General features: G+C 41.3%; 22 protein-coding genes. 9 read left to right on the top strand and 13 right to left on the bottom strand.

What is annotated here, in order from left to right; all coding sequences use genetic code 11:
• Positions 1 to 89 precede the first annotated feature (89 nt).
• Positions 90 to 803 (bottom strand): UTRA domain-containing protein, encoded by a 714-nt coding sequence (locus tag PR799_RS10545; RefSeq protein ID WP_154627767.1) that lies wholly within the window; start codon positions 801 to 803, stop codon positions 90 to 92.
• Between the two features lie 351 nt (positions 804 to 1,154).
• On the opposite strand from PR799_RS10545, the gene PR799_RS10550 reads away from it, so the two are divergent.
• Together PR799_RS10550 and PR799_RS10555 are read left to right on the top strand one after the other, a co-directional pair.
• The gene (locus PR799_RS10550) at positions 1,155 to 2,339 is read left to right on the top strand and encodes a hypothetical protein (RefSeq protein ID WP_272522007.1); all 1,185 of its coding nucleotides are present in this window, start codon (positions 1,155 to 1,157) and stop codon (positions 2,337 to 2,339) included.
• Positions 2,339 to 3,469, top strand: a complete 1,131-nt coding sequence (locus PR799_RS10555) for a hypothetical protein (RefSeq protein ID WP_272522008.1) — start codon at positions 2,339 to 2,341, stop codon at positions 3,467 to 3,469. The genes PR799_RS10550 and PR799_RS10555 overlap by 1 nt, the downstream gene beginning before the upstream one ends.
• Positions 3,470 to 3,549: 80 nt before the next feature.
• On the opposite strand, the gene PR799_RS10560 is transcribed toward PR799_RS10555, so the two are convergent.
• Positions 3,550 to 4,842, bottom strand: a complete 1,293-nt coding sequence (locus PR799_RS10560) for an MFS transporter (protein WP_154627764.1) — start codon at positions 4,840 to 4,842, stop codon at positions 3,550 to 3,552.
• A gap of 256 nt (positions 4,843 to 5,098) precedes the next feature.
• Here PR799_RS10560 and PR799_RS10565 point away from each other — a divergent pair, with 256 nt between their 5' ends.
• From PR799_RS10565 to PR799_RS10590, 6 genes are all read left to right on the top strand, one after another.
• On the top strand, positions 5,099 to 5,455 hold the full coding sequence (locus tag PR799_RS10565; RefSeq protein WP_154627763.1) for a YcgJ family protein: 357 nt from the start codon (positions 5,099 to 5,101) through the stop codon (positions 5,453 to 5,455).
• Positions 5,456 to 5,787: 332 nt separating this feature from the next.
• Positions 5,788 to 6,462, top strand: a complete 675-nt coding sequence (locus PR799_RS10570; protein ID WP_272522009.1) for a CsgG/HfaB family protein — start codon at positions 5,788 to 5,790, stop codon at positions 6,460 to 6,462.
• 20 nt (positions 6,463 to 6,482) lie between these two features.
• Complete coding sequence (locus PR799_RS10575; RefSeq protein ID WP_442959918.1) at positions 6,483 to 6,836, top strand: DUF4810 domain-containing protein; 354 nt, start codon at positions 6,483 to 6,485, stop codon at positions 6,834 to 6,836.
• Positions 6,833 to 7,489, top strand: a complete 657-nt coding sequence (locus tag PR799_RS10580) for a DUF799 domain-containing protein (protein WP_272522011.1) — start codon at positions 6,833 to 6,835, stop codon at positions 7,487 to 7,489. The genes PR799_RS10575 and PR799_RS10580 overlap by 4 nt, the downstream gene beginning before the upstream one ends.
• Before the next feature lie 523 nt (positions 7,490 to 8,012).
• The gene (locus PR799_RS10585) at positions 8,013 to 9,416 is read left to right on the top strand and encodes a tryptophanase (RefSeq protein WP_036956054.1); all 1,404 of its coding nucleotides are present in this window, start codon (positions 8,013 to 8,015) and stop codon (positions 9,414 to 9,416) included.
• A gap of 79 nt (positions 9,417 to 9,495) precedes the next feature.
• Positions 9,496 to 10,743 (top strand): aromatic amino acid transporter, encoded by a 1,248-nt coding sequence (locus PR799_RS10590; RefSeq protein WP_154603474.1) that lies wholly within the window; start codon positions 9,496 to 9,498, stop codon positions 10,741 to 10,743.
• A 102-nt stretch (positions 10,744 to 10,845) separates the two neighbouring features.
• On the opposite strand, the gene PR799_RS10595 is transcribed toward PR799_RS10590, so the two are convergent.
• Positions 10,846 to 11,283 carry a DUF411 domain-containing protein gene (locus PR799_RS10595; protein ID WP_154627761.1) on the bottom strand — a complete coding sequence of 146 codons (438 nt, stop codon included), beginning with the start codon at positions 11,281 to 11,283 and terminating at the stop codon, positions 10,846 to 10,848.
• A gap of 447 nt (positions 11,284 to 11,730) precedes the next feature.
• Here PR799_RS10595 and PR799_RS10600 point away from each other — a divergent pair, with 447 nt between their 5' ends.
• The gene (locus tag PR799_RS10600; RefSeq protein ID WP_272522014.1) at positions 11,731 to 13,317 is read left to right on the top strand and encodes a methyl-accepting chemotaxis protein; all 1,587 of its coding nucleotides are present in this window, start codon (positions 11,731 to 11,733) and stop codon (positions 13,315 to 13,317) included.
• 68 nt (positions 13,318 to 13,385) lie between these two features.
• On the opposite strand, the gene PR799_RS10605 is transcribed toward PR799_RS10600, so the two are convergent.
• The 10 genes from PR799_RS10605 to accB form a co-directional block, all read right to left on the bottom strand.
• Positions 13,386 to 14,594, bottom strand: coding sequence for an ATP-grasp domain-containing protein (locus PR799_RS10605; RefSeq protein WP_272522016.1), 1,209 nt, complete (start codon positions 14,592 to 14,594; stop codon positions 13,386 to 13,388).
• On the bottom strand, positions 14,566 to 15,732 hold the full coding sequence (locus tag PR799_RS10610) for an MFS transporter (RefSeq protein ID WP_272522018.1): 1,167 nt from the start codon (positions 15,730 to 15,732) through the stop codon (positions 14,566 to 14,568). The genes PR799_RS10605 and PR799_RS10610 overlap by 29 nt, the downstream gene beginning before the upstream one ends.
• Position 15,733: 1 nt before the next feature.
• Positions 15,734 to 16,756 (bottom strand): threonine aldolase family protein, encoded by a 1,023-nt coding sequence (locus tag PR799_RS10615; protein WP_272522019.1) that lies wholly within the window; start codon positions 16,754 to 16,756, stop codon positions 15,734 to 15,736.
• Between the two features lie 302 nt (positions 16,757 to 17,058).
• Positions 17,059 to 17,355, bottom strand: a complete 297-nt coding sequence (fis, locus tag PR799_RS10620; protein WP_004258438.1) for a DNA-binding transcriptional regulator Fis — start codon at positions 17,353 to 17,355, stop codon at positions 17,059 to 17,061.
• Positions 17,356 to 17,369: 14 nt separating this feature from the next.
• Positions 17,370 to 18,347: a tRNA dihydrouridine synthase DusB gene (dusB, locus tag PR799_RS10625; protein ID WP_036956067.1), complete on the bottom strand. Its 978-nt coding sequence runs from the start codon at positions 18,345 to 18,347 to the stop codon at positions 17,370 to 17,372.
• Between the two features lie 329 nt (positions 18,348 to 18,676).
• Complete coding sequence (prmA, locus tag PR799_RS10630; RefSeq protein WP_154627898.1) at positions 18,677 to 19,561, bottom strand: 50S ribosomal protein L11 methyltransferase; 885 nt, start codon at positions 19,559 to 19,561, stop codon at positions 18,677 to 18,679.
• Between the two features lie 217 nt (positions 19,562 to 19,778).
• A complete protein-coding gene (gene panF, locus PR799_RS10635) occupies positions 19,779 to 21,239 on the bottom strand; it encodes a sodium/pantothenate symporter (RefSeq protein WP_154627757.1) in 1,461 nt (486 codons plus the stop codon).
• Positions 21,229 to 21,471, bottom strand: a complete 243-nt coding sequence (locus tag PR799_RS10640) for a DUF997 family protein (protein ID WP_108478429.1) — start codon at positions 21,469 to 21,471, stop codon at positions 21,229 to 21,231. The genes panF and PR799_RS10640 overlap by 11 nt, the downstream gene beginning before the upstream one ends.
• Before the next feature lie 176 nt (positions 21,472 to 21,647).
• Positions 21,648 to 22,994 (bottom strand): acetyl-CoA carboxylase biotin carboxylase subunit, encoded by a 1,347-nt coding sequence (accC, locus tag PR799_RS10645; RefSeq protein WP_036956076.1) that lies wholly within the window; start codon positions 22,992 to 22,994, stop codon positions 21,648 to 21,650.
• A 12-nt stretch (positions 22,995 to 23,006) separates the two neighbouring features.
• Positions 23,007 to 23,477 carry an acetyl-CoA carboxylase biotin carboxyl carrier protein gene (gene accB / locus PR799_RS10650; RefSeq protein ID WP_006659070.1) on the bottom strand — a complete coding sequence of 157 codons (471 nt, stop codon included), beginning with the start codon at positions 23,475 to 23,477 and terminating at the stop codon, positions 23,007 to 23,009.
• Between the last annotated feature and the right edge of the window lie 17 nt (positions 23,478 to 23,494).

The following is a 23,494-nucleotide window of genomic DNA, read 5'->3' on the forward strand; positions in this document are numbered from 1 at the left end:
CGGTATTTTCGTTGTTTATCAGTCGTTTTGGGGCCAGAGTGCCCCATTTTTTATGCGTGTTTTATTTGATGAATGTTTATGACCAAAGATTAACTTTCAATGCGGGAATGTAATTTCAATTTATAGCGGGAGCCTGCGCTGATCATATTGACGTAGCTGATCAACGTGCTGCCTGTCCATGTACGGCGGCTTAGCTGCAAACAAGGGGCATGTTCTTTGATGGATAAGGCTTGAGCGATAGGCTTAGTAGCCAAAATTGCCTCTATGGTGTGTTCCATCTCACTGACCGGAAAATGGCGTTGTAAATAGCCGCTTGGAGTTTCACTATTGCCAAAATGCTGCTGAACAAATTCAGGGGCAATATTATGATTCACATAGCGTTCTTCTAGCATCAGTGGAATGTCATTTTCAAAATGCAGTAATTTGCAGTAGCCAATATCACTACCTTCTGTGACGCCAAGTTGTAGGGCAATTTCTGCGGTAGCAGGGATGATTTTTAGCTGTAGCTGGTGGCCGGCATATTTATTCCCACTAACTGAAATTTCATCAAAAATATCAAAGGCTTTCGTGACGGGAAGCTCATGTTTTTGAGTGGCAACAAAAGTCCCTTTTCCTGCAATCCGATTTAAGATGCCTTTCTGGCTGAGTTCAGAAATCGCTTTATTCACCGTCATACGGCTAACATTAAATTGGGCACATAACTCAAGTTCAGTGGGGATCTGAGTTTCGGGTTTGAAAATCCCTAAATCAATACTCCGCAGAATGTAAGATTGAATTTGTTTGTAGGCCGGTTTTGATGTCATCGTATTTATTCAAATTTGTTGTTAACGGTAGGGATAAAATAACGGTATTTTGGGATGTAATGGATTCAAAATAACTCATTTGCGTCAGTCTAGCAGTAATTATTTCCTTTACTAGAGTCTGGTTGCATTTTAAGAGTAAAACAGGCATTTATCAGCTTTTAGCTGATTATGCCCTTGAGCCTGTAATTATCTGAATTGTTCTAGTATAGGGCAAGTTTAACTAGGGCAATATACCTTTATTTATTATCATAATGTTAAATTAACTATAACAAATAGGCATCATTGATGGGTGTTCAATATTTTCACGCTAAGCTAATTCAGTGCGATTATAAACAGGTTTCACCAGAGGGCATGGTGAGACTAATCACTTCGGATAACGTGTTTTTTTTCAATGCTGAAGATTTTGAAAACAGCCAAATATTTTTGGAACGATTGAATAAAGACGACAGGTTGATTATTTCTGCTGAACAACTGAATGATGGGAGCTATTGGCTCAATTGGGTGTATCACCCAGAACATGGCCGTTTGGAACCCGATAGAAACCTTAAATTTGACAAAGGGTTAGTAAAGCAGTACCTGCTATCTTTTGGGCTTGCTGCACTCTTTATCCCCGCATTTTTTTGCGTGTTTAATGATGAAGATAGCACATGGTTAATTGTGTTAGGGTCATTATTAGGCATGGCGGCTTTTGTGGGGGTAGTTTTGCTGTCTATGTGCATTTCACAAACCTTCACTATTTTTAGCCGAAAACGAAAAACCATCTTACGCGCATTAGATTTAGTGATAGCGGGCAAGTTTCAGGTAATTTCTGGCGAAAATCTGATTCAGATTGAAGGAATTAAAAACCCGAAATCCAAACCACTCAAAATAAATTCTCGAAAGCAAAAGCCTATCCCTGAAACCGCGTTACAGGTGACAAAAGGCAAAGTGAATATTAAGAGTATCAAGACGATTGAATATTATTATCGTGGGGGAACATACATCCGCAATGAAATAGAGCTTCAAGTGAATAAAAGCCATTTAAACCTCAAGTTAGATGGCTCAAAACCCTTCTTTAATAACCACAGCTTTTTTCTCGCTCAAGGGGATGAGGTCGAAGTCTATCACTCCAAAGTCGAAGATGGGTTTCCTGATAGCGTCGTATTTGGTCTGTATAACCACCAAGATAATTTAGCTTACACGTTGTCTGCTCGAGGTATGGCGCAAGAACGCGGGTTGTATCTGGCGTTATGGGGGATCACGGGCATTATTTTGGCATTATTCTTGGCGATTTTTGGCGCGACAGCAATTAGCGATATTGTTGACAGGGGAAATCACTGGGATTATTGGGATTGGCTGTATTTGCTCGATAATGACCTGATATTTATTGGTTTTGCTAGCTCGATAACATTGGGTATCTGTTTCTTAATTGCCCTTGGTATGGCGGCTTATTATCGATTTTCGAAACGGGGTAATGGCTATTACCAAACCCAAGCTGTCTTGAGCGCATTACGACGCCAACAAGGTAAAGATACTTATGTTATGGAGGTACGCTAATGAATCCATTTCTAAGTTGGCGCTTTCTGGTGACGGGTGCCGTTTTCTTGGTGTGTTTAGGCTCAACATTGATACTGGTATTTGGTGGGGATGATACGCCATGGCAGTGGAAAGAGAATAGCCAAGATAGCAATGCTTATATTGCGGATTATGATTACGCCAAAACTTACCCTGCGAAAGACGGCACGCTGATTATTGCGCAGAAAAATGGTCGCTCATCTTACTATTACCATCGTTCAGATTTGTTTTCGCCTGCACAGGAAGACAGCTATCAGGTGTTATTTGCCAATAAAGATGGCGTGCGTTTTATTACACAATTTAGCGACAGTTTTTATAACGCGGTGTGTGAAGAGTCTCAGTGCCTTTTAATGGTGCGCGATGGGTATCGCACTGTGAATTTAGCGGACAATTCGATTACACCTCTAACGCCCTGGAAGGACGGGTATGGTGAATACATTTATGCGGCAATTACCGGAAAAATGTACCAAAGTGGTCAGGGGGAGCCCTATGTCCTGATCGACAGCCAAAAGATCTTCACCAGCGCGGATAAAGGGCTTACATGGCAATATTTGCTGGATCCACGTGAGCTTGTGAAGCGTTTTTATCCTGAAGAAATCGCAGATAATTCAACATTTTCTTATGCGGTTCATGATGGCAATGTGATTGTATGGTACAGCTACGGTAACGAAATGGGCTCTCTTGAAGTGGTGGTGAACATTGCGCAGAAAAACGTGGTGAGCCATCGATGGTTGCCTATTCGTATTAATGAGGCGGTTCAAAATCAGAAAGGGGATATTTATTTAGCGGCTCAAGAGCCTTCTCGCCGATTATTTTCCCTTTATCAGTATCAAGACGGGAATTTTAAGCTGATCAAGGAAGCGGGTTATAACCATCTGCAAGATATGGTTATCTGGGGCGATGGCTTGTTGGTGATGGAGTCCGCGAGAAGCGGACGGAAATGTTTGCTCCTCGATTTTGCCAGCAATCAATTGCATCGCCGCTCAGAGTTAGAGTGGTATCAAAAATTATATATTCCTGAATTACGTGGGTTTATTGAATTATCAAGTAATTACAGTGATTCACCAGAGTTAGCCGCAGGCGAGACGGTGCATTACCGTCTTGCGTATTAGTTTCAAAATAAAGATATTAATTCCAAAATCAAATAGGGGCGATATGCCCCTATTTGCCAATTTACTGGCTAACCCGCTATCTATGGGCGTTTTCGTGGTAGTAAAATCACGGCAGTTGCCGCTATCACCGCCACGACCGAGAAAGCGATAAAGTTCCAGCTGGTCGCTATCCCCAAACTGGCGATATACGCCCCAAACATGGGGCCTGTCATGGCGCCAATTCGTGAGAAGCTTAATGCCCAGCCGGTCGCTGAAGCACGGGCTTTTGATGGGTAGTAATTGGCGATGTAGCCCGTCAAAATCAGCGCTGCGGAAATGCTGCCGACCCCAGCAAACGCTACAAGTAAATAGTTAATATAGATATTTTGTTTGAAAACCATGCAGCCAATGCCTATTGCGCCGAGCAAGAAGAAAAAGGCAACCGAGCCGCGAACGCCGCGTTTATCTGCAATTTTTCCTAAGAATAAGCCCCCTAATGCGGATGCTAAGCTAAACACCACAAGGAAGGTTAGGCTGGAGCCCAAGTTATAGCCTTCTTTGCGCATAATCGACGGCAGCCACGTATTTAAGCCATACACCAGCAACATGCCGCAGAATAACGCTATCCAGAAACATGCGGTTGCGCGCAAATGTGTCCACGCAAAAACCACGGAGACTATCTCTTTCAAACGTTGAGGTTGCTGTTTTTGCTGTGCGGGTGGTGCTTGATATTCAACGTCTAATTTCTGTGCCAGAGATTGTGCTTCGGTGTGGCGTCCTTTGTGCGTCAGAAATTCAAGGGATTCAGGCAAGATGCGTGCCATCGGCCAAATTAACAAAAGCGGTAATGCACCAAAGCCAATCACACTGCGCCATCCAAATTGTTCTAGTAACCACATGGCGACCAGTGCGGCGCTGAGGATCCCCAATGAGTAACCGGAATACATAATGCCGTAGTTAAAAGAACGTTTTTCAGCAGGAGAATATTCGATGGTTAACGCGGCTGCGACGGGAATAACACCTCCAAGTCCAATACCACCAATAAAACGCATCAACCCAAACATCCAAGGTGTTGGGGCTAGGGCAGCGGCAAGCATCGTCAATGAAAAGAGCGTGACGCAGGCTAAAAGCATACGGCGGCGCCCGTAGAGTTCACTCAGCGTACCGATAATAAATGCCCCAAAAAACATGCCGACTAAAGCGTAGCTGCTAAGAGCGCCAAGTTCTAAAGGGGTGAGGTTCCACTGTTTATATTCTGCAAGAGTGGGAAGAACAGCGCCCATCACGCCAACATCATAGCCTTCAAATAGAATGCTCATCCAGCAGATAAATAACACTTTCGAGGTGGTTTTTGTGGTGCCAAAAGATTTAATCGCGACTGTCTCTGTTGTCATACATCACTCTCTTATGGGGTGCTTAATTGGGTTGAATGTAGAGTTGCAGGTATTTTTATTATTTAAATTGTCGCTTATACACTCATCTTTTCTGCAATAAATAACAATTGAAAGTGTTAATGAAAAGTTAAAATCATGCACTAAGTGGATAGAGTTAGCAGTAAACATGAAATAGTGATGGCGAGTGGGAATTTATCCACAAAATACAACTCTAATGGGATATTGCAGCTGTGTTATTACTCAAAAAAGGCGTTATATGAACTTAAAAGCGATGTGTCTTGTAGGGCTTGCGATCGCAGCATTGCCAATGTTGGCGTCAGCAAAATCGACTTCAGCGTTAAAATCCCCAGAAAAGAATGTGTTATGCGATAAATATGTGTGCGTTAGCGCCAAAGAGGGCGTTTCAGTGGCACTAACGAAAAAATATTTAGGTGATAAACGCGCGAAAGCAATTGAGCAAGGTGGCGATTTTGATAAAACGGCCATGACGTTTGCCAATGGAATTTTCTGCGATATTAACGAGCAAAAATGCCATGTTGACCGTTACTTTGAGGCGGATGGTAAACGAAGCGCAGTATCCAAAGAGTACACGCAAAAACTGTTTGGAAAATGATCGCTAATTAAGCTTTCTAAATATAAAATCCATAAAGTCTCTCTTTATGGATTTTTATATTAGTTTATATTAACTAAACAAATATATATTTCATTGTGGGGTTAACTAATATCATACTTAATTATACATTGTTTGATTGAATAAGGATCAATCTTGTTATCTGTAAGGTAAATGACATTTTTGTTTTTAAATTATACGGGTTATCTTTATTGGATTAACTATATTTTATGGGTGAAATTGATTTAGCTATTTGTGCTGGAATAAGAAAGACTCTTGATGCAGAATATAAGCGCAATAATTAATACAAATAAAAATTTAATTGAGAGTGCTAAATGAATAAATCAAGAATTGGTATCGCAGCCTTTTTAGTTGCAAGTGCATTAATAAGTGGTTGTGCTAGTGAATCATCTCGCTCATTAGCCGTTGAAAAAGTTGCTACGTATAATACGAATTACTCAGGACCTAAAAGCCCAATATCAATAGGGAAGTTTGATAATCGTTCGAGTTATATGAATGGAATTTTTTCTGATGGTGTTGATCGTTTAGGTAATCAATCAAAAACTATTTTGACAACACATTTACAACAAACGGGTCGATTTAATGTTTTAGATCGTACCAACATGCAGGAATTAAAAGAAGAAGCCGGTATTAAAGGTCAGACTCAGCAGTTGAAAGGGGCGACTTATGTTATTACTGGTGATGTCACTGAATTTGGACGTAAAGAAGTCGGTGATCGTCAGTTATTTGGTATTTTAGGTAGAGGCAAAACACAAGTTGCTTATGCCAAAGTTAATTTAAATGTTGTAAATGTTCAAACTTCCGAAGTGGTATTTTCCTCACAAGGTGCTGGGGAATATGAATTATCAAATAGAGAAGTAATAGGTTTTGGTGGAACGGCAAGTTATGACTCAACGTTAAATGGCAAAGTTTTGGATTTAGCGATTAGAGAAGCTGTTAATAACTTAGTTTCCGGCATTGAAAGTGGTGCTTGGCAGCCTGCAAAATAATAAAAAAGTAAGGGAATATGATGAAAGTTAAATTATTATTTATTGTAGCGGGCGCCATTTTTCTTAATGGTTGTGCAAATGAGCCTAAGCCATTATATAACTGGGATGGTTATCAGAAAACGGTATATCAACATTACCAACAAACAGAAACCAGTCCTCAAGAACAAATTGATACCCTGAAGAAAAATATTGAAACAAGTAAAGCTAAAGGTTTGACAGTTGCACCTGGATTGCATGCTCATTTAGGGTTGTTATATGCAACGACAGGCGCAGTGGATTTAGCGATGGCTGAATTTAAAACGGAGAAAGCGTTATATCCAGAATCTGCTGTTTACATGGATTTTCTAATGAAGAAGAAAGGGAAAATAAAATGAAACGTTTAATGATCATTAGCAGCTTGGTTATGGTATGGCTGTTATCTGGTTGTGCTCAACCAACTAAAACAGATTACAGTGCTTTTAAACAAAGTAAGCCAAAAAGTATTCTTGTGTTATTGCCTCAAAATAGCACAACAGAAGTGCAAGCAAGTCACGGGCTTTTATCTCAAACGATGTTGCCATTAGCTGAAGCTGGTTACTATGTATTCCCTGTGGCGGTGGTTGAGGAAACATTCAAACAAAATGGTTTGATGAATGCGGGAGATATTCAAGCCGTTCCTGCCGCCAAATTACGCGAAATATTCGGTAATGATGCTATCTTATATTTGAGCATTACCGAGTATGGAACAAGTTATCAGGTTATTGCGAGTGACACTCGCGTGACAGCAAGTGCTAAGCTTGTTGATGCCCGCACTGGAACGTTACTCTGGAGTGGCTCAGCAACCGCTTCTAGTACTGAAAATAACTCATCATCCAACGGTATTGTCGGTATTTTGGTTTCCGCGGTTGTTAATCAAATCGCAGATACTATAACAGATAAGAGTTATGGTATTGCGGGTATAACAAGTGCCAGACTCCTCTCCGCAGGTAAACCAAATGGCATTCTCTATGGACCGAGATCGCCAAAATATGGCAAAGATGCAGAGTAATTGTTAGATTAATATTCAAAAGTAAAGCCTTTGTATAAGGCTTTACTTAATTAAAATAAATTTGACTTTAAATAGCTTTTTAACGTTAAAAAATTAAGTTTTAAATTACTATCTATTATTTAATTATAAAATGACCTCAATTTATTAACGTTTATTTAATAGTGATTAAAATAAATAATATTGTGACCCTAATCATAGTGCGGAGTAGTATTTAAAGCTTTTTGTGATGCAGGTACAAATAATAGACAATTGATATTATATTTATCTAAGAATTGTTATATACCATACTCAAGGTTGTACTAATTCCTTGCTAATGGGAGCCATAGTATGTTTCTTTTAAGTGAGTTGTTAATGTCGAGGCGCTTCTTCTATTTGAAGAAATGGTTCAATATTGATATTTCTTTAGCCTTTTTCTTTCCGCACAAATAACCTTTCTTTTTTCTCTCTCTCAAGATCTATTCGCTTATTTTTATAAGTTCGAATTTCTGTTTTTATTATTTAATGAAAAATTAAAGGTATTATCATGGCTAAAAGAATCGTAGAACCGTTCCGTATTAAAATGGTAGAAAACATCCGTATTCCATCAAGAGAAGAACGCGAAGCAGCATTAAAAGAGGCGGGTTATAACCCATTCTTGTTACCAAGTAGCGCGGTGTATATTGACCTGTTAACGGACTCCGGTACTAACGCAATGAGCGACCACCAATGGGCCGCGATGATCACGGGTGATGAAGCGTACGCGGGTTCTCGTAACTATTATGATTTAAAAGATAAAGTTAAAGAGATGTTTGACTACGACTATGTTATTCCTGCTCACCAAGGTCGTGGTGCTGAAAATATGTTATTCCCTGTTTTACTGAAAGTGAAACAAGAACAAGGCGGCGCGAAAAAGCCGGTATTTATTTCTAACTTCCACTTTGATACTACCGCTGCTCACGTTGAATTAAATGGTTGTAAAGCGATTAACATTGTTACCGAAAAAGCCTATGACTCAGAAACTTATGATGATTGGAAAGGTAATTTCGATATTCAAAAATTAAAAGATAATATTGCAAAACATGGTGCTGAAAACGTGGTAGCGATTGTTTCTACCATCACCTGTAACAGTGCGGGTGGTCAGCCAGTCGCGATGGATAACTTGAAGGAAGTTTATGAAATCGCGAAACAGCATAATATCTTTGTGGTAATGGACTCTGCACGTTTCTGTGAAAACGCATATTTCATCAAAGAGCGTGATCCAAAATATAAAAATTCCACAATTAAAGAAATCATTCTGGATATGTATAAATACGCTGATGCGCTCACTATGTCAGCGAAAAAAGACCCACTGTTAAACATTGGTGGTCTGGTCTGTATTAAGAATGACGAGAAAATCTTTACGTTGGCAAGACAGCGCTGCGTACCAATGGAAGGCTTCGTGACCTACGGTGGTTTAGCGGGTCGTGATATGGCGGCAATGGTACAAGGCTTAGAAGAAGGGGCTGGGGAAGATTACCTGCATTATCGTATCGGTCAGGTGAAATATCTGGGGGACCGCTTACGTGAAGGCGGTATTCCAATTCAGTATCCTACCGGTGGACACGCGGTATTCGTGGACTGTAAAAAACTGGTTCCACAGATCCCAGGTGACCAATTCCCTGCGCAAGCTGTGATTAACGCGCTGTATTTAGAGTCAGGTGTTCGTGCTGTTGAAATTGGTTCATTCCTATTAGGTCGTGATCCTGAAACGGGCAAACAAAAACATGCTGATATGGAATTCATGCGTTTAACTATCGCAAGACGTGTTTATACCAACGACCATATGGATTACATTGCAGATGCTCTGATTGGCTTGAAAGATAAATTCGCAACGCTGAAAGGTTTAGATTTCGAATATGAGCCACCAGTATTAAGACACTTCACTGCAAGATTGAAACCCATTAAATAATAGGTAGTTCTGTAATAGTCAGATCTGCGGGTTCCCGTGCAATGCGGGAACCTTATCCCTTATTTTTAAGGTGACCAACATGAACAATTCGGCAGCCAAGAAAGAACCCTCCATAATGGTAGGGGGTTTTGTGCTAGGCGGAGCCATGATCGGGGCAGGTATGTTTAGCTTGCCAACCATTATGGCTGGAGCTTGGTTTATTAACTCGATAGTAATATTACTGATTGTTTGTTTCTTTATGTTTCACTCAGGGATCTATATTTTAGAATGTATATCCAAATATGGAGCCGGCACTAACTATTTTTATATTTCAAAAGAATTATTACCAAAATGGGCCTGTTATATTGCCAATGCAGCATTAATATTTGTTTTATATATATTGATATATGCTTATATTTCTGCGGCCGGATCTGTTATCAAAGAAGCGTCGGCAATATATGGATTTGATGTTAACTTAAGAGTGATATTTGTTATCTTCACTTTACTGTTAGGTGCAAGTATTTGGTGGAGTGGTATTGCGGCAAGTCGATTAACATCATTATTTTTATTTATTAAAATTGTTTTATTTATTCTTGCTTTCTCAGGGTTATTCTTAATTGTCAAAACTGACTTATTATTAACGTCTCCAGTGGGTGATAGTCAGTTATCTTTACTGCCATTTGTCTTTATTATTATTCCTTATGCCATCACTTCGTTTGGTTATCACGGTAACGTTTGTAGCTTGTATAAGCTGTATCATGAAAATGAACGTAAAGTGGTTAAAAGCTGTGTGATTGGTTGTGTACTGGCTTTAATACTCTATTTCCTTTGGATATTAGGTACCATGGGAAATTTACCTCGAACAGAATTCCTCACCATAATTAATAAAGGCGGAAACCTCGACGCATTTATTGAATCACTGTATGCGGTATTAAGTAGCCCACATATTGCAACGTTCTTATTATGGTTCTCGATTAGCGCTGTATTTTGTTCATTCTTAGGGGTAGCAATTGGTTTATTCGACTACATTCTGGCGTCATTAAACTTTAATGATAACTCTTCAGGCAGAATGAAAGCGGCACTGTTATGTTTTATACCTCCTCTAGTTTTATGCATGTTATTCCCAAATGGTTTTTTAATTGCGATTGCTTATGCGGGGATGGCGGCGTGTATCTGGGCTATTATTTGCCCGGCAGTCATGGCATTAAAAGTGAGAGAGCGTTTCCCTAACTCGACCTTTAAAGTGTGGGGAGGCAAAGGGCTAATCTATGCAGTTATAGCCTTTGGTGTTGTTGGTATTATTTGTCAGTTGTTAGCGCAGTTTAATGTATTACCGATATACCGTTAATTTTTCAAATTAAGATGTAGTAATCACTGCCAAAGGTACAGCGAGGGTTTGCTGTACCTTTTTTTTGGCTTATTGGCTTATCGGCTTTATGAATTCGTGGAATTAATAACGCTTAAGTATGGATTGACTGCCATCTTTTTTAAAACTGACCACAGAATAAGGCTGACTAAATCCACTTGGCTGTTCCATTCCTAAACTGCCTGCTGGCATACCTCCGACAGCAATACCTGCAACATCATCAGGTAGTGTATTGATTTTCGCTAAGCTATCGAGAGGAACGTGACCAACAACCAATTTGCCATTAATTTTGGCGGTATGGCAGCTGCGTAATGAGTTAGGTAAATTGGCTTCTTGATTGATTTTATCGATCTCTTGATAGGTGACATCGTGAATTTTCACGTCATAACCTGCTGCTTTTACTGCTTCGCCCCAAAGATGACAGCAACCGCAACTTTCTTCTTTGTACAGGTCAACAACTTGGCTTGCTGCAACAGAGGAAAATGACGCTGCCAATAGTGCAGTGAATAACAATTTTTTCATGTCAGTATTACTCCAAAAATAAGATATTGTTATTTAAATAAAAAATAAGGGTGCGAAATTTAAGCAGGTTTGTATTTCTTTTATTCGAGTTCTTATGGAACCTCTGAACCATAAAGCTTCCCGTAGGGGGAAGCTCAAGAGATAAAACAGATTTTTGCTTATATTTACAGAACCTGATGATGGAGTTTGCTTACAGAAACAGAGCAATACTTTGGGAGGTTAGTCACAAACTGGAATATAGGGTAATTGTATGAAAATAGAACGTCCGTGGATAAAAAACAGGCATTATGTCTCTGAAATCAATCATTAAGCTAATTTTTAATCGGATTATTTTGCGCTTTTTTTGATATCTGAAAGTCAGAAAGCAATTGAAAATAATTAAATTTTTCTCTTTTACCGCCGATAAATTAAACAAAGATCATTTTATTTTATCAAAAGAGAAATTCCATGCAGAAACTTCGAAATTATTCAATACGTGCTGTGATGCTCGTACTACTTGGCATTTTATGCCTAAACCTTGGGGGCATAAGCCTGTATAGCGGTTGGTCCTTATCGCGCATTTCTGACGGTATCCATGTTGATCGACAACTGGTGAAACAGATGACGGTACTGAGTCAGGGCAATGACCAATATTTTCGTTTTGTTACTCGCTTAACCCGCGTGATGGAAACCAAAAATGAGGGCAAAGAAGGGGATTACGCTTTAGTCAAAGACGCGCTCGTGAATATGGAGCGTTATCTTGAGGAGATGAAGTCAATTTCCCCAGGCCCGATGGATAAAGCCATTTCCGACCAAGTGATAAATAGCTGGCAAGCGCTGCTCGATGAAGGCGTGAAACCACAATTAGCTATTTCCATGGGGAATGATAAAGCGGCTTATTTGGCTCATGCCCATAATGTCACACCTGCGTTGAGCCGTACATTCGGCGCGGCTATCACACAGTTTAACCAAACTGCGGATGTGATGATTGAACACACGCGGGAAGCGGTTGATGAGCATATGAATATGACGCGAGTAGTGATTATCATCGCGACCATTTTTGGTTTGCTCATTTTGATCTTCACTGACCGCTATTTGGCTAAGATGATGCAACGACCGCTGGAGCTGATCCGCCAATATTTCGATAAGATTGCGAAGGGGGATTTAAGCCAGCCAATCGAGCCATTTGGTCGTAACTGTGTCGGTAAACTTTTCCCATTATTAGAAGAGATGCAGAACAGCTTACGTGATGCGGTGTTGACGATCCGCAATGGTAGCGAAAGTATTTATCGCGGTGCGACAGAAATATCTAACGGCAATAGCGACCTTTCTTCTCGTACAGAAGAGCAAGCAGCAGCGTTGGAGGAGACCGCAGCGAGTATGGAGCAAATTACCGCAGCAGTGCAATTGAATGTGGAAAATACTCACCAAGCAAACCAGCTAGCTGCAGAAGCGTTTGTAGTCGCAAATCAAGGGGATGCAATTGTTGAATCCGTCGTGAGCACAATGGATGAAATTTCTCAGAGCGCCAAGAAAATTTCTGACATTATCAGTATGATGAATGACATTAGCTTCCAGACAAATATTTTGGCATTGAATGCCTCTATTGAGGCCGCGAGAGCGGGTGTGCATGGACGAGGGTTTATGGTGGTTGCCGCTGAAGTACGTAAGCTGGCAAGTCACAGTGCTGATGCTGCGATGGAAATTGAAAAGCTCATTGCTGAATCGACTTCGTGTGTGGAAAAAGGAACGCATTTGGTTCATGAAATGGGTTCAACGATGAGTAATATTCTGCAAGGGATCAATGACGTGACTGCGATTATGAAGCAGATTACCACGGCATCTGAAGAGCAGAGTAAGGGGATAGAACAAGTGGGTGTCGCGATTACTCAAATGGATAGTGTGACACAACAAAATGCGTCTTTGGTGGAACAAGTGGCAACCGCTGCAAGTTCGTTAGAGCATCAAACCGAAGAGTTACAAGAATCGGTGAGCAAGTTCCAGCTAACCTGCGATGGAAGTGCATTCACCGACGCCAAGGTTGTTGCCGCCTAATAGAGGCAAACTATCAAGTAACGGTAATCCATTTAGCCCAGTACAAACACAGGTTTGTACTGGGTTTTTTATTGATAGCTCATGGATATATTCTTGAGCCAATTTTCTGCCTTTTCTGCGGCTAAGTGTTGTGTAGGTGCTGTTGTAATCACATAACCAAGCCGGCTATAGCTATCTTTTAGTGTGTTGACATGCACTGGAGTAGGAACAAAATTAAACAATAACGGTAGATCTAAGTGGGAGTTTGCATGGAAATCAAGGATAGTTCCTTGTTTTTCGGAGGTTAAAAATCGAATAGACGCATACTGTTTGTTGAGCGTTAATGTGGGCGCATAGGTCATACCTTTTACATGTAACGCAAGATAGCATTCAATTAAATCAAACTCTGTTGATTGATAGCAAAGAGTGTCGATCATCCCACCGGCAACTCTTGGATTAATCTCAATAAGCTTTATTTCACCCTGATTAAGTTTAAATTCAACATGTGCGACCGTGTGGGATAACCCTACCTCAGTGAGCCACTCAATGATAGTTTTCGTGACGTCATCGATATCAAGGGATTCATCTGGAAAATCATGACCGATTTCTACGGCATATTGCCCAGATGTCGTGTATTTTTTTGTGATGCCCAGTATTTTCCATTCATCGCATTGCATGTCCCAATAAGCTTCAGCGCTGTATTCCTCCCCGCCAATAAATTCTTCGACAAGATAATATGGGGAGAGCAGATATCCGCGTTGGTTAACTCTAAACTCGGTTAATGCATGGACGGCAGCACGAGCTTCTTCCTCAGAGTAACACACAGTAACTTGGCTACTCCCACTGTCATCACAGGGTTTTATGACAACAGGGAATGGCATATTGTTAAGGTCAAATTTGTCATGGATATTGCAAACTTTGTAACGACAATTGGCATTCTGTTGGTGCAAATGTTGTCTGGTTTGGTGCTTGTAGCGACACATCGTCAGGGCAATTAAACTCGGAGAGGGTAAACCGAGGGCATGGGATACCGCGGCAGCGTTGACGAGCCTATAATCATCAAAAGCCACGATACCTTGCGGGTTATACTCGAGAGCATGACTGAGTATAGCTGCAATGGAATCGGTATTAACCTCTACAATTTCATTAACATAGAGCGTTGGGTTGTCAGCTAATTGAGCATAATAATTGCGTTCTTTGGTTAATAAAACGGTGTGATAACCGTTTTTTTTAGCCAGCTTAATGGCTTTGACACCTGTACCAGAGATATTACATTCGAGAAATAGGATGGTTTTCATCTGAGCGCCTTAAATGGATAGAGTATTCAGCAGTGAATAAAGAAATAAGTAATAAAAATAGGATAATAGGGATATAAGTATGCATTTGGACATCGTTTGCAATAATGCCAACATAGGCACCAAGGGACTCAGCTAATCCCCAGAAAAATAGGCAAATAGACAGTGAGAGTTTCTTGCGGGTAAATGGGCACTTCTCTATTGCAAGGCTATTGTTGTAAGGGCTCCAAATCAACTCGCTAAAGGTAAATAGGATGATTAATAAATAGAGCGAGACTAATGCATTGAAGTTTAAAAATAACAGCAAGATAGCAATCAAAATAAGGCTACATTTGTAGATGATAGTCTGGTGTGATTTTTCCTGTTTATCAATGAATTGAGTTACTTTAATTTGCAGAAGAATGATTATAGATGCATTCAAAGCGAACAAATAAGCAACACTGATATAGCTTCGAGCACCTTGGTAATGTAGCTCAAATAAGTAAGCTAAATTGCGAAAGACTAATCCCAACATAAAGAAGGGAATCGAGCTATAACAGAGAAAAAGTCCCCATGCTAAAAAGCGGGTGGTGGCTTCCGTTGGCTGACCTTGCATTGGCGAGGTATGCTTTTTATCCGTTAAGGTTAATGAGTACAGCGCAGCGACACACATAATGGCTGAAGGAAGAAAAATAACGCTCGAATATGAACCATGATAAAACCATTCCCCTGCTGCACCTCCTACAGCTGACGAAATATTAACAATGACATTCAATATTGAAAAATTCTTGGCTCTTTGTGAATGATGACTATTTTCTGCAATAAATAAACTTGTACCCACATTGGCAATAGAAAAGCCCGCACCAATAAAGGCTGAGGATAACAGAAGGATATAAAAGCTTGAGGTGAAATAGATAGAAATAATAAATGATGAAGAAATTAAATAACTTAAGAAAAGTGTTCTTTTATAATTAATGAAATCAATAATAAAGTGAGTGAAAAGAGAAAATGAACGGCTAATAAAAAGGAATATAAGAATGATAATGGCGACATCATTCTCTTCGAGATTTTTTTCATTAATCAGATATAAAGAAAAAAAAGGTAGAAAACTGTAAAAAGAGATCCCCGATAAAAATCGAGTCGTCATGATTTTATTTATCATATTAAATATTTTTTATTTTTTTAAATAGAGGGGCAAGTTGATTGATCATAGCTTCCGTAATATTACTGCTGGTAACAAAACGCACAATATCGCTTGTCCAAGCGATAGCCAGTATCCCATCGTTTTTTAACGCTTGGACAACACGCCTGGCATCTGGTGTTTTTATCATGACAATATTGGTTTCAACAGGGTAAGCGAGTTGAAAATAGGTTGAAGCAATAGAGGCAAGATGAGCCGCATTTTGGTGATCCGTGCGTAGCTGGGACTCATAATGCTCTAATTTATTTAACGCAATGGCAGCAAGTAATCCCGATTGATGCAGCGCTCCACCATACCATTTTCGATACCGTTTAGCGTTTTCTATGTGGTGTTTACTGCCCACTAATACGGAGCCAAATGGCGCGCCAATGCCTTTAGAGAGACAGATATTAAGCAGGTCAATCTCTTTGACGTATTCTTCTGGGGAAAGTTTGAGAGAAATACAAGTATTGAGTACCCGTGCACCATCTAAAAATAGAGACATGCCCCTCTCAAGACACAATTTTTTGAGCTTTTTTATTTCTAAGAGGGGGAATACCATTCCTCCGTAGGTACTGATGCTACTTTCTATTGCGATCACTTGTGGGGTGGCATAAAGATTGGACCAACGAGCTTTACTGTTGATGGCTTGGATAACCTCGTCTTCGGTCAAAATACCATTTCGTGTTTTAATATTATTAATGATTAATCCGCTCAGTGCGGAGGTTTGTGAAGATTCGAAAAAACAGATGTGGTAACCGACTTCGGTAATCACTTCATTACCGAGTGAGGATAAAACTTTTAAGCCAATCTGATTACTCATGGTACCCGATGGCATAAATAGGGCACTTTCTTTATTAAAGAGTTCAGATATATAGGACTCTAATTTTTGGACATAAATATCTTCATTGTAACAATCATCACTAATATAATTATAATTTATATTATTTAAATCTTCTTTATTTAGCCTCGTTAGTGTATCACTTCTTAAATCAATCATTGTCATTTAAATCCTTTTCAAATTTTATGGTTAATTTCGAATGATGAGAAATAAAAGGTTTTTGAATTTATAAAGCTAAATAAAAAATGGCAAGAGATAAAAAATAGGATTCTATGAACTGTGATGATGCTCATAAATAAAGTGCCAGATTAAAACGAGGCTGATTTATTTATTAAATCAATAATTTTTGTATTAAAAAGAAGAGTGATTATTGAAATGTATAGCAAGATGTGCAAATCGATGAGAACAAAAAAGCCCTTTCTAAAATCAGAAAGGGCTTCTAAAAACACTGCATTAACCGACTAGGATTAGTTCATGCCGTATTTTTTCAGTTTCTTACGCAGAGTTCCGCGGTTGATACCCATCATCAGGGCTGCACGGGTCTGATTTCCACGGGTATATTGCATAACCATGTCCAACAAAGGCTGTTCTACCTCAGCCAATACCAGCTCATATAAATCGTTAACATCTTGATTATTTAATTGAGCAAAATAGTTCTTCAGTGCTTGCTTAACTGAGTCACGTAACGGTTTTTGAGTTACTTGATCTTGTGAATTTACAGTTGCAACGGTTAGTACGTCAGAATTTACGCGTTGTTCGAACATAGTTCTGTCAGCTCTTATCTTTTATTTACGCAAAAATTTTCAAAAAATGCTTCCAACACCTCCAGCTGTTCGCTGGCATCCTCAATGGCGTTGAAGGAGCGCCGAAACTGGTCATCAGGTGCATGTTCTTGTAAGTACCAAGAAACATGTTTGCGCGCTATACGGGCTCCCTTGCCTTGACCATAAAAGTCGTGCAGTTCCCGTACATGCCCTAACATAATGCTTTTCACGTCTGCCATAGGCATCGGTGGCAATATTTCACCTGTGTCCAGATAATGTTGGATTTCCCGAAAGATCCAAGGTCTTCCCTGAGCTGCTCGTCCTACCATCAAGGCATCCGCCCCTGTGTAGTCTAAAACAGCCCTGGCTTTTAGCGGGTCAGTAATGTCGCCATTGGCAATAACCGGAATGGAAACAGTCTGCTTAACTGCCCGAATGTTGTCATATTCAGCTTCGCCGTTGAACAGACAGGCTCTGGTTCTGCCATGAATGGTCAGGGCTTGAATACCACAATCTTCGGCCAATTGGGCAATCTCTATGCAGTTACGCTCTTCAGGTGACCAGCCTGTGCGGATTTTCAGTGTGACTGGCACATCCACAGCGTTTACAACGGTTTCCAGGATTGATTTTACAATCTCCGGATAACGCAGTAAGGCTGAGCCTGCAAGCTTACGATTCACTTTTTTAGCTGGGCAGCCCATATTGATATCAATGATTTGAGCGCCGCTCTCAACGTTAATTTGAGCTGCTGCGGCCATTTCATCGGGATCATTGCCAGCTATTTGAACGGAACGTACCCCGAGTTCATCGCGGTGAACCATCCTGAGTCTCGATTTATCTGTCTTCCAAACTTGTGGGTTAGAAGAAAGCATCTCCGATACCGTCATTCCAGCACCCATCGCATAACACAGGGACCTAAACGGTTTATCTGTGATGCCTGCCATGGGGGCAGCAATAAGACAGTTTCTCAACTGATATTGTCCGATTCGCATAACTAAATGGGGGCCATACTGTGACTGCAAGGGCGCGTATATTACGCATTTTTTACGAGATATGAAAGGACAAACTTTGAGCAAACGGTTATTTATCACTAACTTTTTTATCTTGCTTTTTCGAAAATAATAAAATTAGTGTTATTTAACAAGTTGTTAGGTGTTTTTTAACAACAAGCGCTAAAAATAACGATTACTTTGAATATCCAAGACTCACTTCTCGAGCAGAACAGATTATCATCAGCTATTGAGCAATATTTGAGCTGTAAGATAATCCATTCTGCAATTAATTTCAAAGAAATTATTCTTTGATTTTTACCGCAAATCCATTAAAAATGCTTGACACCAGTGATACGGCACCACTCATCTTTCTCTGCAACAGGGTCAATATTGAAGTCGGCACGATAAGCATCAGCAACACTTTCAGCTTGGCTGGCTAATACGCCAGATAAGCCTAAATGACCACCGGCACGCGGCAGCACACTGATCATCGGAGCAAGCTCACGCAGTGGGCCTGCAAGGATGTTAGCGACCACAACATCGGCTTGAAGGTCTTGAGGTTGGTCTTTGGGTAAATAGAGCGACAGACGCTCTGAGACGCCGTTACGTTCTGCATTATCACGGCTCGCGAGGATAGCTTGTGGATCGATATCGATCCCGATCGCTTGCGCTGCACCGAGTTTTAATGCTGCGATAGCTAAGATCCCGGATCCGCAACCAAAGTCGATAACCGTCTTGCCTTCAAGATCCAATCCATCGAGCCATTCAAGGCATAATGACGTCGTCGGATGGGTTCCCGTACCGAATGCTAAGCCAGGATCTAGCATCACGTTAACCGCGGTAGGATCTGGCACATCGCGCCAGCTAGGGCAGATCCATAAACGTTGGCCAAAGCGCATTGGGTGGAAGTTATCCATCCATTCACGTTCCCAATCTTTATCTTCGATTTGTTCGATTTTATGAACGAAGCCAGCGCCGAGTAATGGGCTATTTTCTAACTGAGCGACCACCCATTTCATATCGGTTTCAGCGTCATACAGACCAATAACGTCAGTATCGCCCCACAGGCGAGTTTCTCCCGGAAGCGGCTCGAAAACAGGGGTATCATGGCTGTCTTGGAAGGTGACGGACACGGAGCCTGTTTCCATGAGTTCATCGCCAAGGGCTTCTGCGTCTTTGGCGTTTGAGTTTAGTTTGATTTGTATCCAAGGCATTGTTTTTTCTCTTCTAGGATGCTCGTCATTCTTCACGCCATAGTGTTGTTGGCTGCGCTCGCTAACCCTAGTCACATACTTGTGTATGCTCCTTGAGATTAGCTCGTTTGCCGCCTAGCTATGACGTGAATTATTTAGAGCACTAAAATGGTTTGCTATGTTTCACGTCAATATTGAGAACATTGCATTTGTTCATTTACATGAGGTAAAGCCAAAATCAATGAGTGCTAGTTACCTGTTCGTTTGGTGCCGATTGTACTGGATTTTTGCCAAAAAGGTTACCGATCAAAAAGGCAATTAAGCTCAGAACTAGTGATGGCACAATAGCGTGGAAGCCCATAATTTCAATTTTGAATGAGGCGAAGATGGCGTAGCAAACACCGCCAACAATCATGCCACTCAGGGCGCCAGTGCCGTTGGCTTTTTCCCAATATAATCCGAGAACCAGTGGCCACAGGAATACCGCTTCTAATCCACCAAAAGCTAATAAATTCAGCCAGATAATCATTTGTGGAGGGTTCCACGCAGCAATCAATAATAGCGCGCCTAAAATTAACGTTGAGAAGCTGGAAATGCGCGCCAGTTTTTTCTCATTTTTAATTTGTTCAGGTGCGGCGTTAAGGTAGATATCTTTCACGATCGTCGCCGAAGATTGTAGTAACTGGGCGTTAATGGTGGACATAATTGCGGCCATTGGTGCTGCTAGGAAAATCCCCGCGGCAAATGGCGGAAGAACCTGAACCATCAAGGTTGGGATCACTTGGTCTGGAATGGTTAAATCCGGCAGTATGGCACGACCTAAGGCGCCCGCGAAGTGCATACCAAACATCAAGATTGCCATCACAATGGTACCGAGAATAATACCTTTATGGACGGCTTTGCTGTCTTTGTAGGAAATACAACGCACTGCGGTATGCGGTAATCCGATAACCCCAAAACAGACTAACACCCAGAATGAGGCCATAAATGGCCCGCTTAGGATATCGTTCGCACCTTCAGGGGAGACTAATTTCGGGTCGATGGCGTGCATTTTTTCTACAGCGGCTGGTAAACCACCTGCATGGTAAATAATTGCAACGAGCAAAATAACGGTGCCAAGCAACATAACCAGCCCTTGTAAGGCATCGTTAAGAACACTGGCTCGGAAGCCTCCAATCGCGGTATACAGCGCGATAGAGACGCCAAAAATTATTAATCCGTAGGTATAAGGAATGCCGGCCGCCGTTTCGAGTAGTCGCGCGCCACCGATAAACTGCACCGTCATTGCCCCAAAGAAAGCCACTAATAAACTTACGCTAGCAAACCAAACGAGAAAACGGCTTTGGTAACGGGCGTAGAGCATGTCGTTAAGGGTAACTGCATTGTAGCGGCGAGCTAAGATGGCAAATTTTTTGCCAAGTACGCCTAAGGAGAGCCAGATCGCAGGCAGTTGGATCATGGCGAGGAGTACCCAGCCTAACCCGTATTTGTAGGCGGCACCGGGACCACCGATGAAGGAGCTGGCGCTGATGTAGGTTGCGGTGATGGTCATGGCTAAAACAAAGCCGCCCATCGAGCGATTACCTAGAAAATACTCATTAAGAAATTCGCCTTTCGTGCGTTTTTTATAAGCGTAGAGCGAAAGGAGAAAAACGAGGAGCAGATAGCCGATTAAGGGCAGAAGAACTTCAGTCTGCATCTTTCTCCTCCAACGAGATATCTTTGAATACGAGTTTAACCATCATGATGCATAGCAAAATAAAGATGATAGGGAGAATCAGACATGACCATTCAAACCATAACGGTAATCCGGTAACACCAAGTGTGTTACTGGGTAGATAAGCACAAAGTACCCAACCTATCATGTAGGCAATAGTCAGATATAGCGCCCAACGAGCTTCCCTGTTTGATTGAAGAAAACGTTTGTCCATCCGCTTTTCCTCCTCATGTTGACAAAAATAATCGGGGATTGTACGACAATCTGAAGGGGGAGTGTGAAAAATAGCGTAATAAAACCGATAATCCCGCCATTTATAGGCAAAAAAATACCGGAAATTGACTTTCCGGTATTTGTTTTTAATGACGAAAATGTCGATTATTCAGGGGATTATTCTTGAATACCGAGTTTTTTCTCCAAATAGTGGATGTTGGTTCCACCTTTGGCAAAGTTTTCATCATTCATGATCATCTGTTGTAATTCGATGTTGGTTTTAATCCCATCGATGATCAGTTCGTTCAGCGCGTTCTTCATACGAGCAATCGCGATTTCACGAGTTTCACCGTAAGTGATTAATTTACCAATCATTGAGTCATAGAACGGAGGAACAGAGTAGCCTGCGTAAATATGAGATTCCCAACGAACACCGAAGCCACCCGGAGAGTGGAAACGAGTGATTTTACCTGGGCTAGGCAGGAATGTGTGCGGGTCTTCTGCGTTGATACGACACTCAATCGCATGACCGTGAACATTGATCTGATCCTGAGTCACAGATAATGGTAAACCAGAAGCTACACGCAGCTGTTCTTTGATTAAGTCAACGCCGGTGATCATTTCGGTCACTGGGTGCTCAACCTGAATACGGGTGTTCATTTCGATGAAATAGAATTCGCCGTTTTCAAATAAGAACTCAAAAGTACCTGCGCCACGATAGCCGATTTCGATACAGGCTTTCGCACAGCGTTCACCGATATTACGGCGAATTTCTGGGGTGATCCCTGGTGCTGGTGCTTCTTCAACCACTTTTTGGTGGCGGCGCTGCATTGAACAGTCACGTTCAGCTAAATAAACAGCATGACCTTGACCATCTGCCATCACTTGGATTTCAACGTGACGTGGGTTTTCAAGGAATTTCTCCATGTAAACCATGTCGTTGTTGAATGCGGCTTTTGCTTCTGCACGGGTCAGGTTAATGGAAGATTCTAAATCTTTCTCATTACGAACCACACGCATACCACGACCACCACCACCACCAGATGCTTTGATGATGACTGGGAAGCCGATGCGTTTAGCAATTGCTTTGTTCTTTTCAGTGTCGTTACCCAGTGGACCGTCAGAACCCGGTACACAAGGAACGCCTGCTTTTTTCATCGCGCTAATCGCAGAAACCTTGTCGCCCATTAGGCGGATGGTTTCAGCTTTTGGGCCGATAAAAATGAAGCCTGATTGTTCTACTTGCTCTGCAAAGTCAGCGTTTTCAGACAGGAAACCGTATCCTGGGTGAATCGCCTGTGCGCCTGAAATTTCAGCAGCGGCAATGATTGCAGGGATATTCAAGTAGCTTTTTGCCGATGCGGCTGGACCAATACAAATAGTTTCGTCTGCCAGCAATACGTGTTTTAAATCTCTATCTGCCGTGGAGTGAACCGCAACAGTTTTGATGCCGAGTTCTTTACATGCACGCAGAATACGCAGTGCAATTTCTCCACGGTTTGCGATAACAATTTTTTCCAGCATGGAAACGCCTCGTTATTCGATGACAACTAATGGCTCGTCAAATTCTATTGCATCACCGTTTTGCAACAAAATAGCTTTAACAACACCAGCTTTATCTGCTTCGATTTGGTTCATCATTTTCATCGCTTCAACGATGCAAAGAGGATCGCCAACTTTGACTGTTTGACCAACTTCAACGAATGGTTTTGCTTCTGGGCTTGGTGAGCGGTAGAAAGTACCAACCATTGGTGAGCGAACTTGGTGACCAGAAACTGCCGCAGGTGCTGCTGGAGCCGCTGCTTCTTGTGCTGGAGCAACCGCGTTAGCTAATGCAGGTTGTTGAGCAACTGGTGCTGAGTAGAACTGTTGAGGTGCAGCCATCATTTGAGATGCTGGTGATACACGACTGATACGTACTGACTCTTCACCTTCAGAAATTTCCAGTTCAGAAATGCCAGACTCTTCAACAAGCTCGATCAGCTTTTTAATTTTACGAATATCCATGGATATGATTCCGTACT

The sequence above is a fragment of the Providencia sp. PROV202 genome, from assembly GCF_028479565.1.
In the GTDB taxonomy this organism is placed as follows: domain Bacteria; phylum Pseudomonadota; class Gammaproteobacteria; order Enterobacterales; family Enterobacteriaceae; genus Providencia; species Providencia zhijiangensis.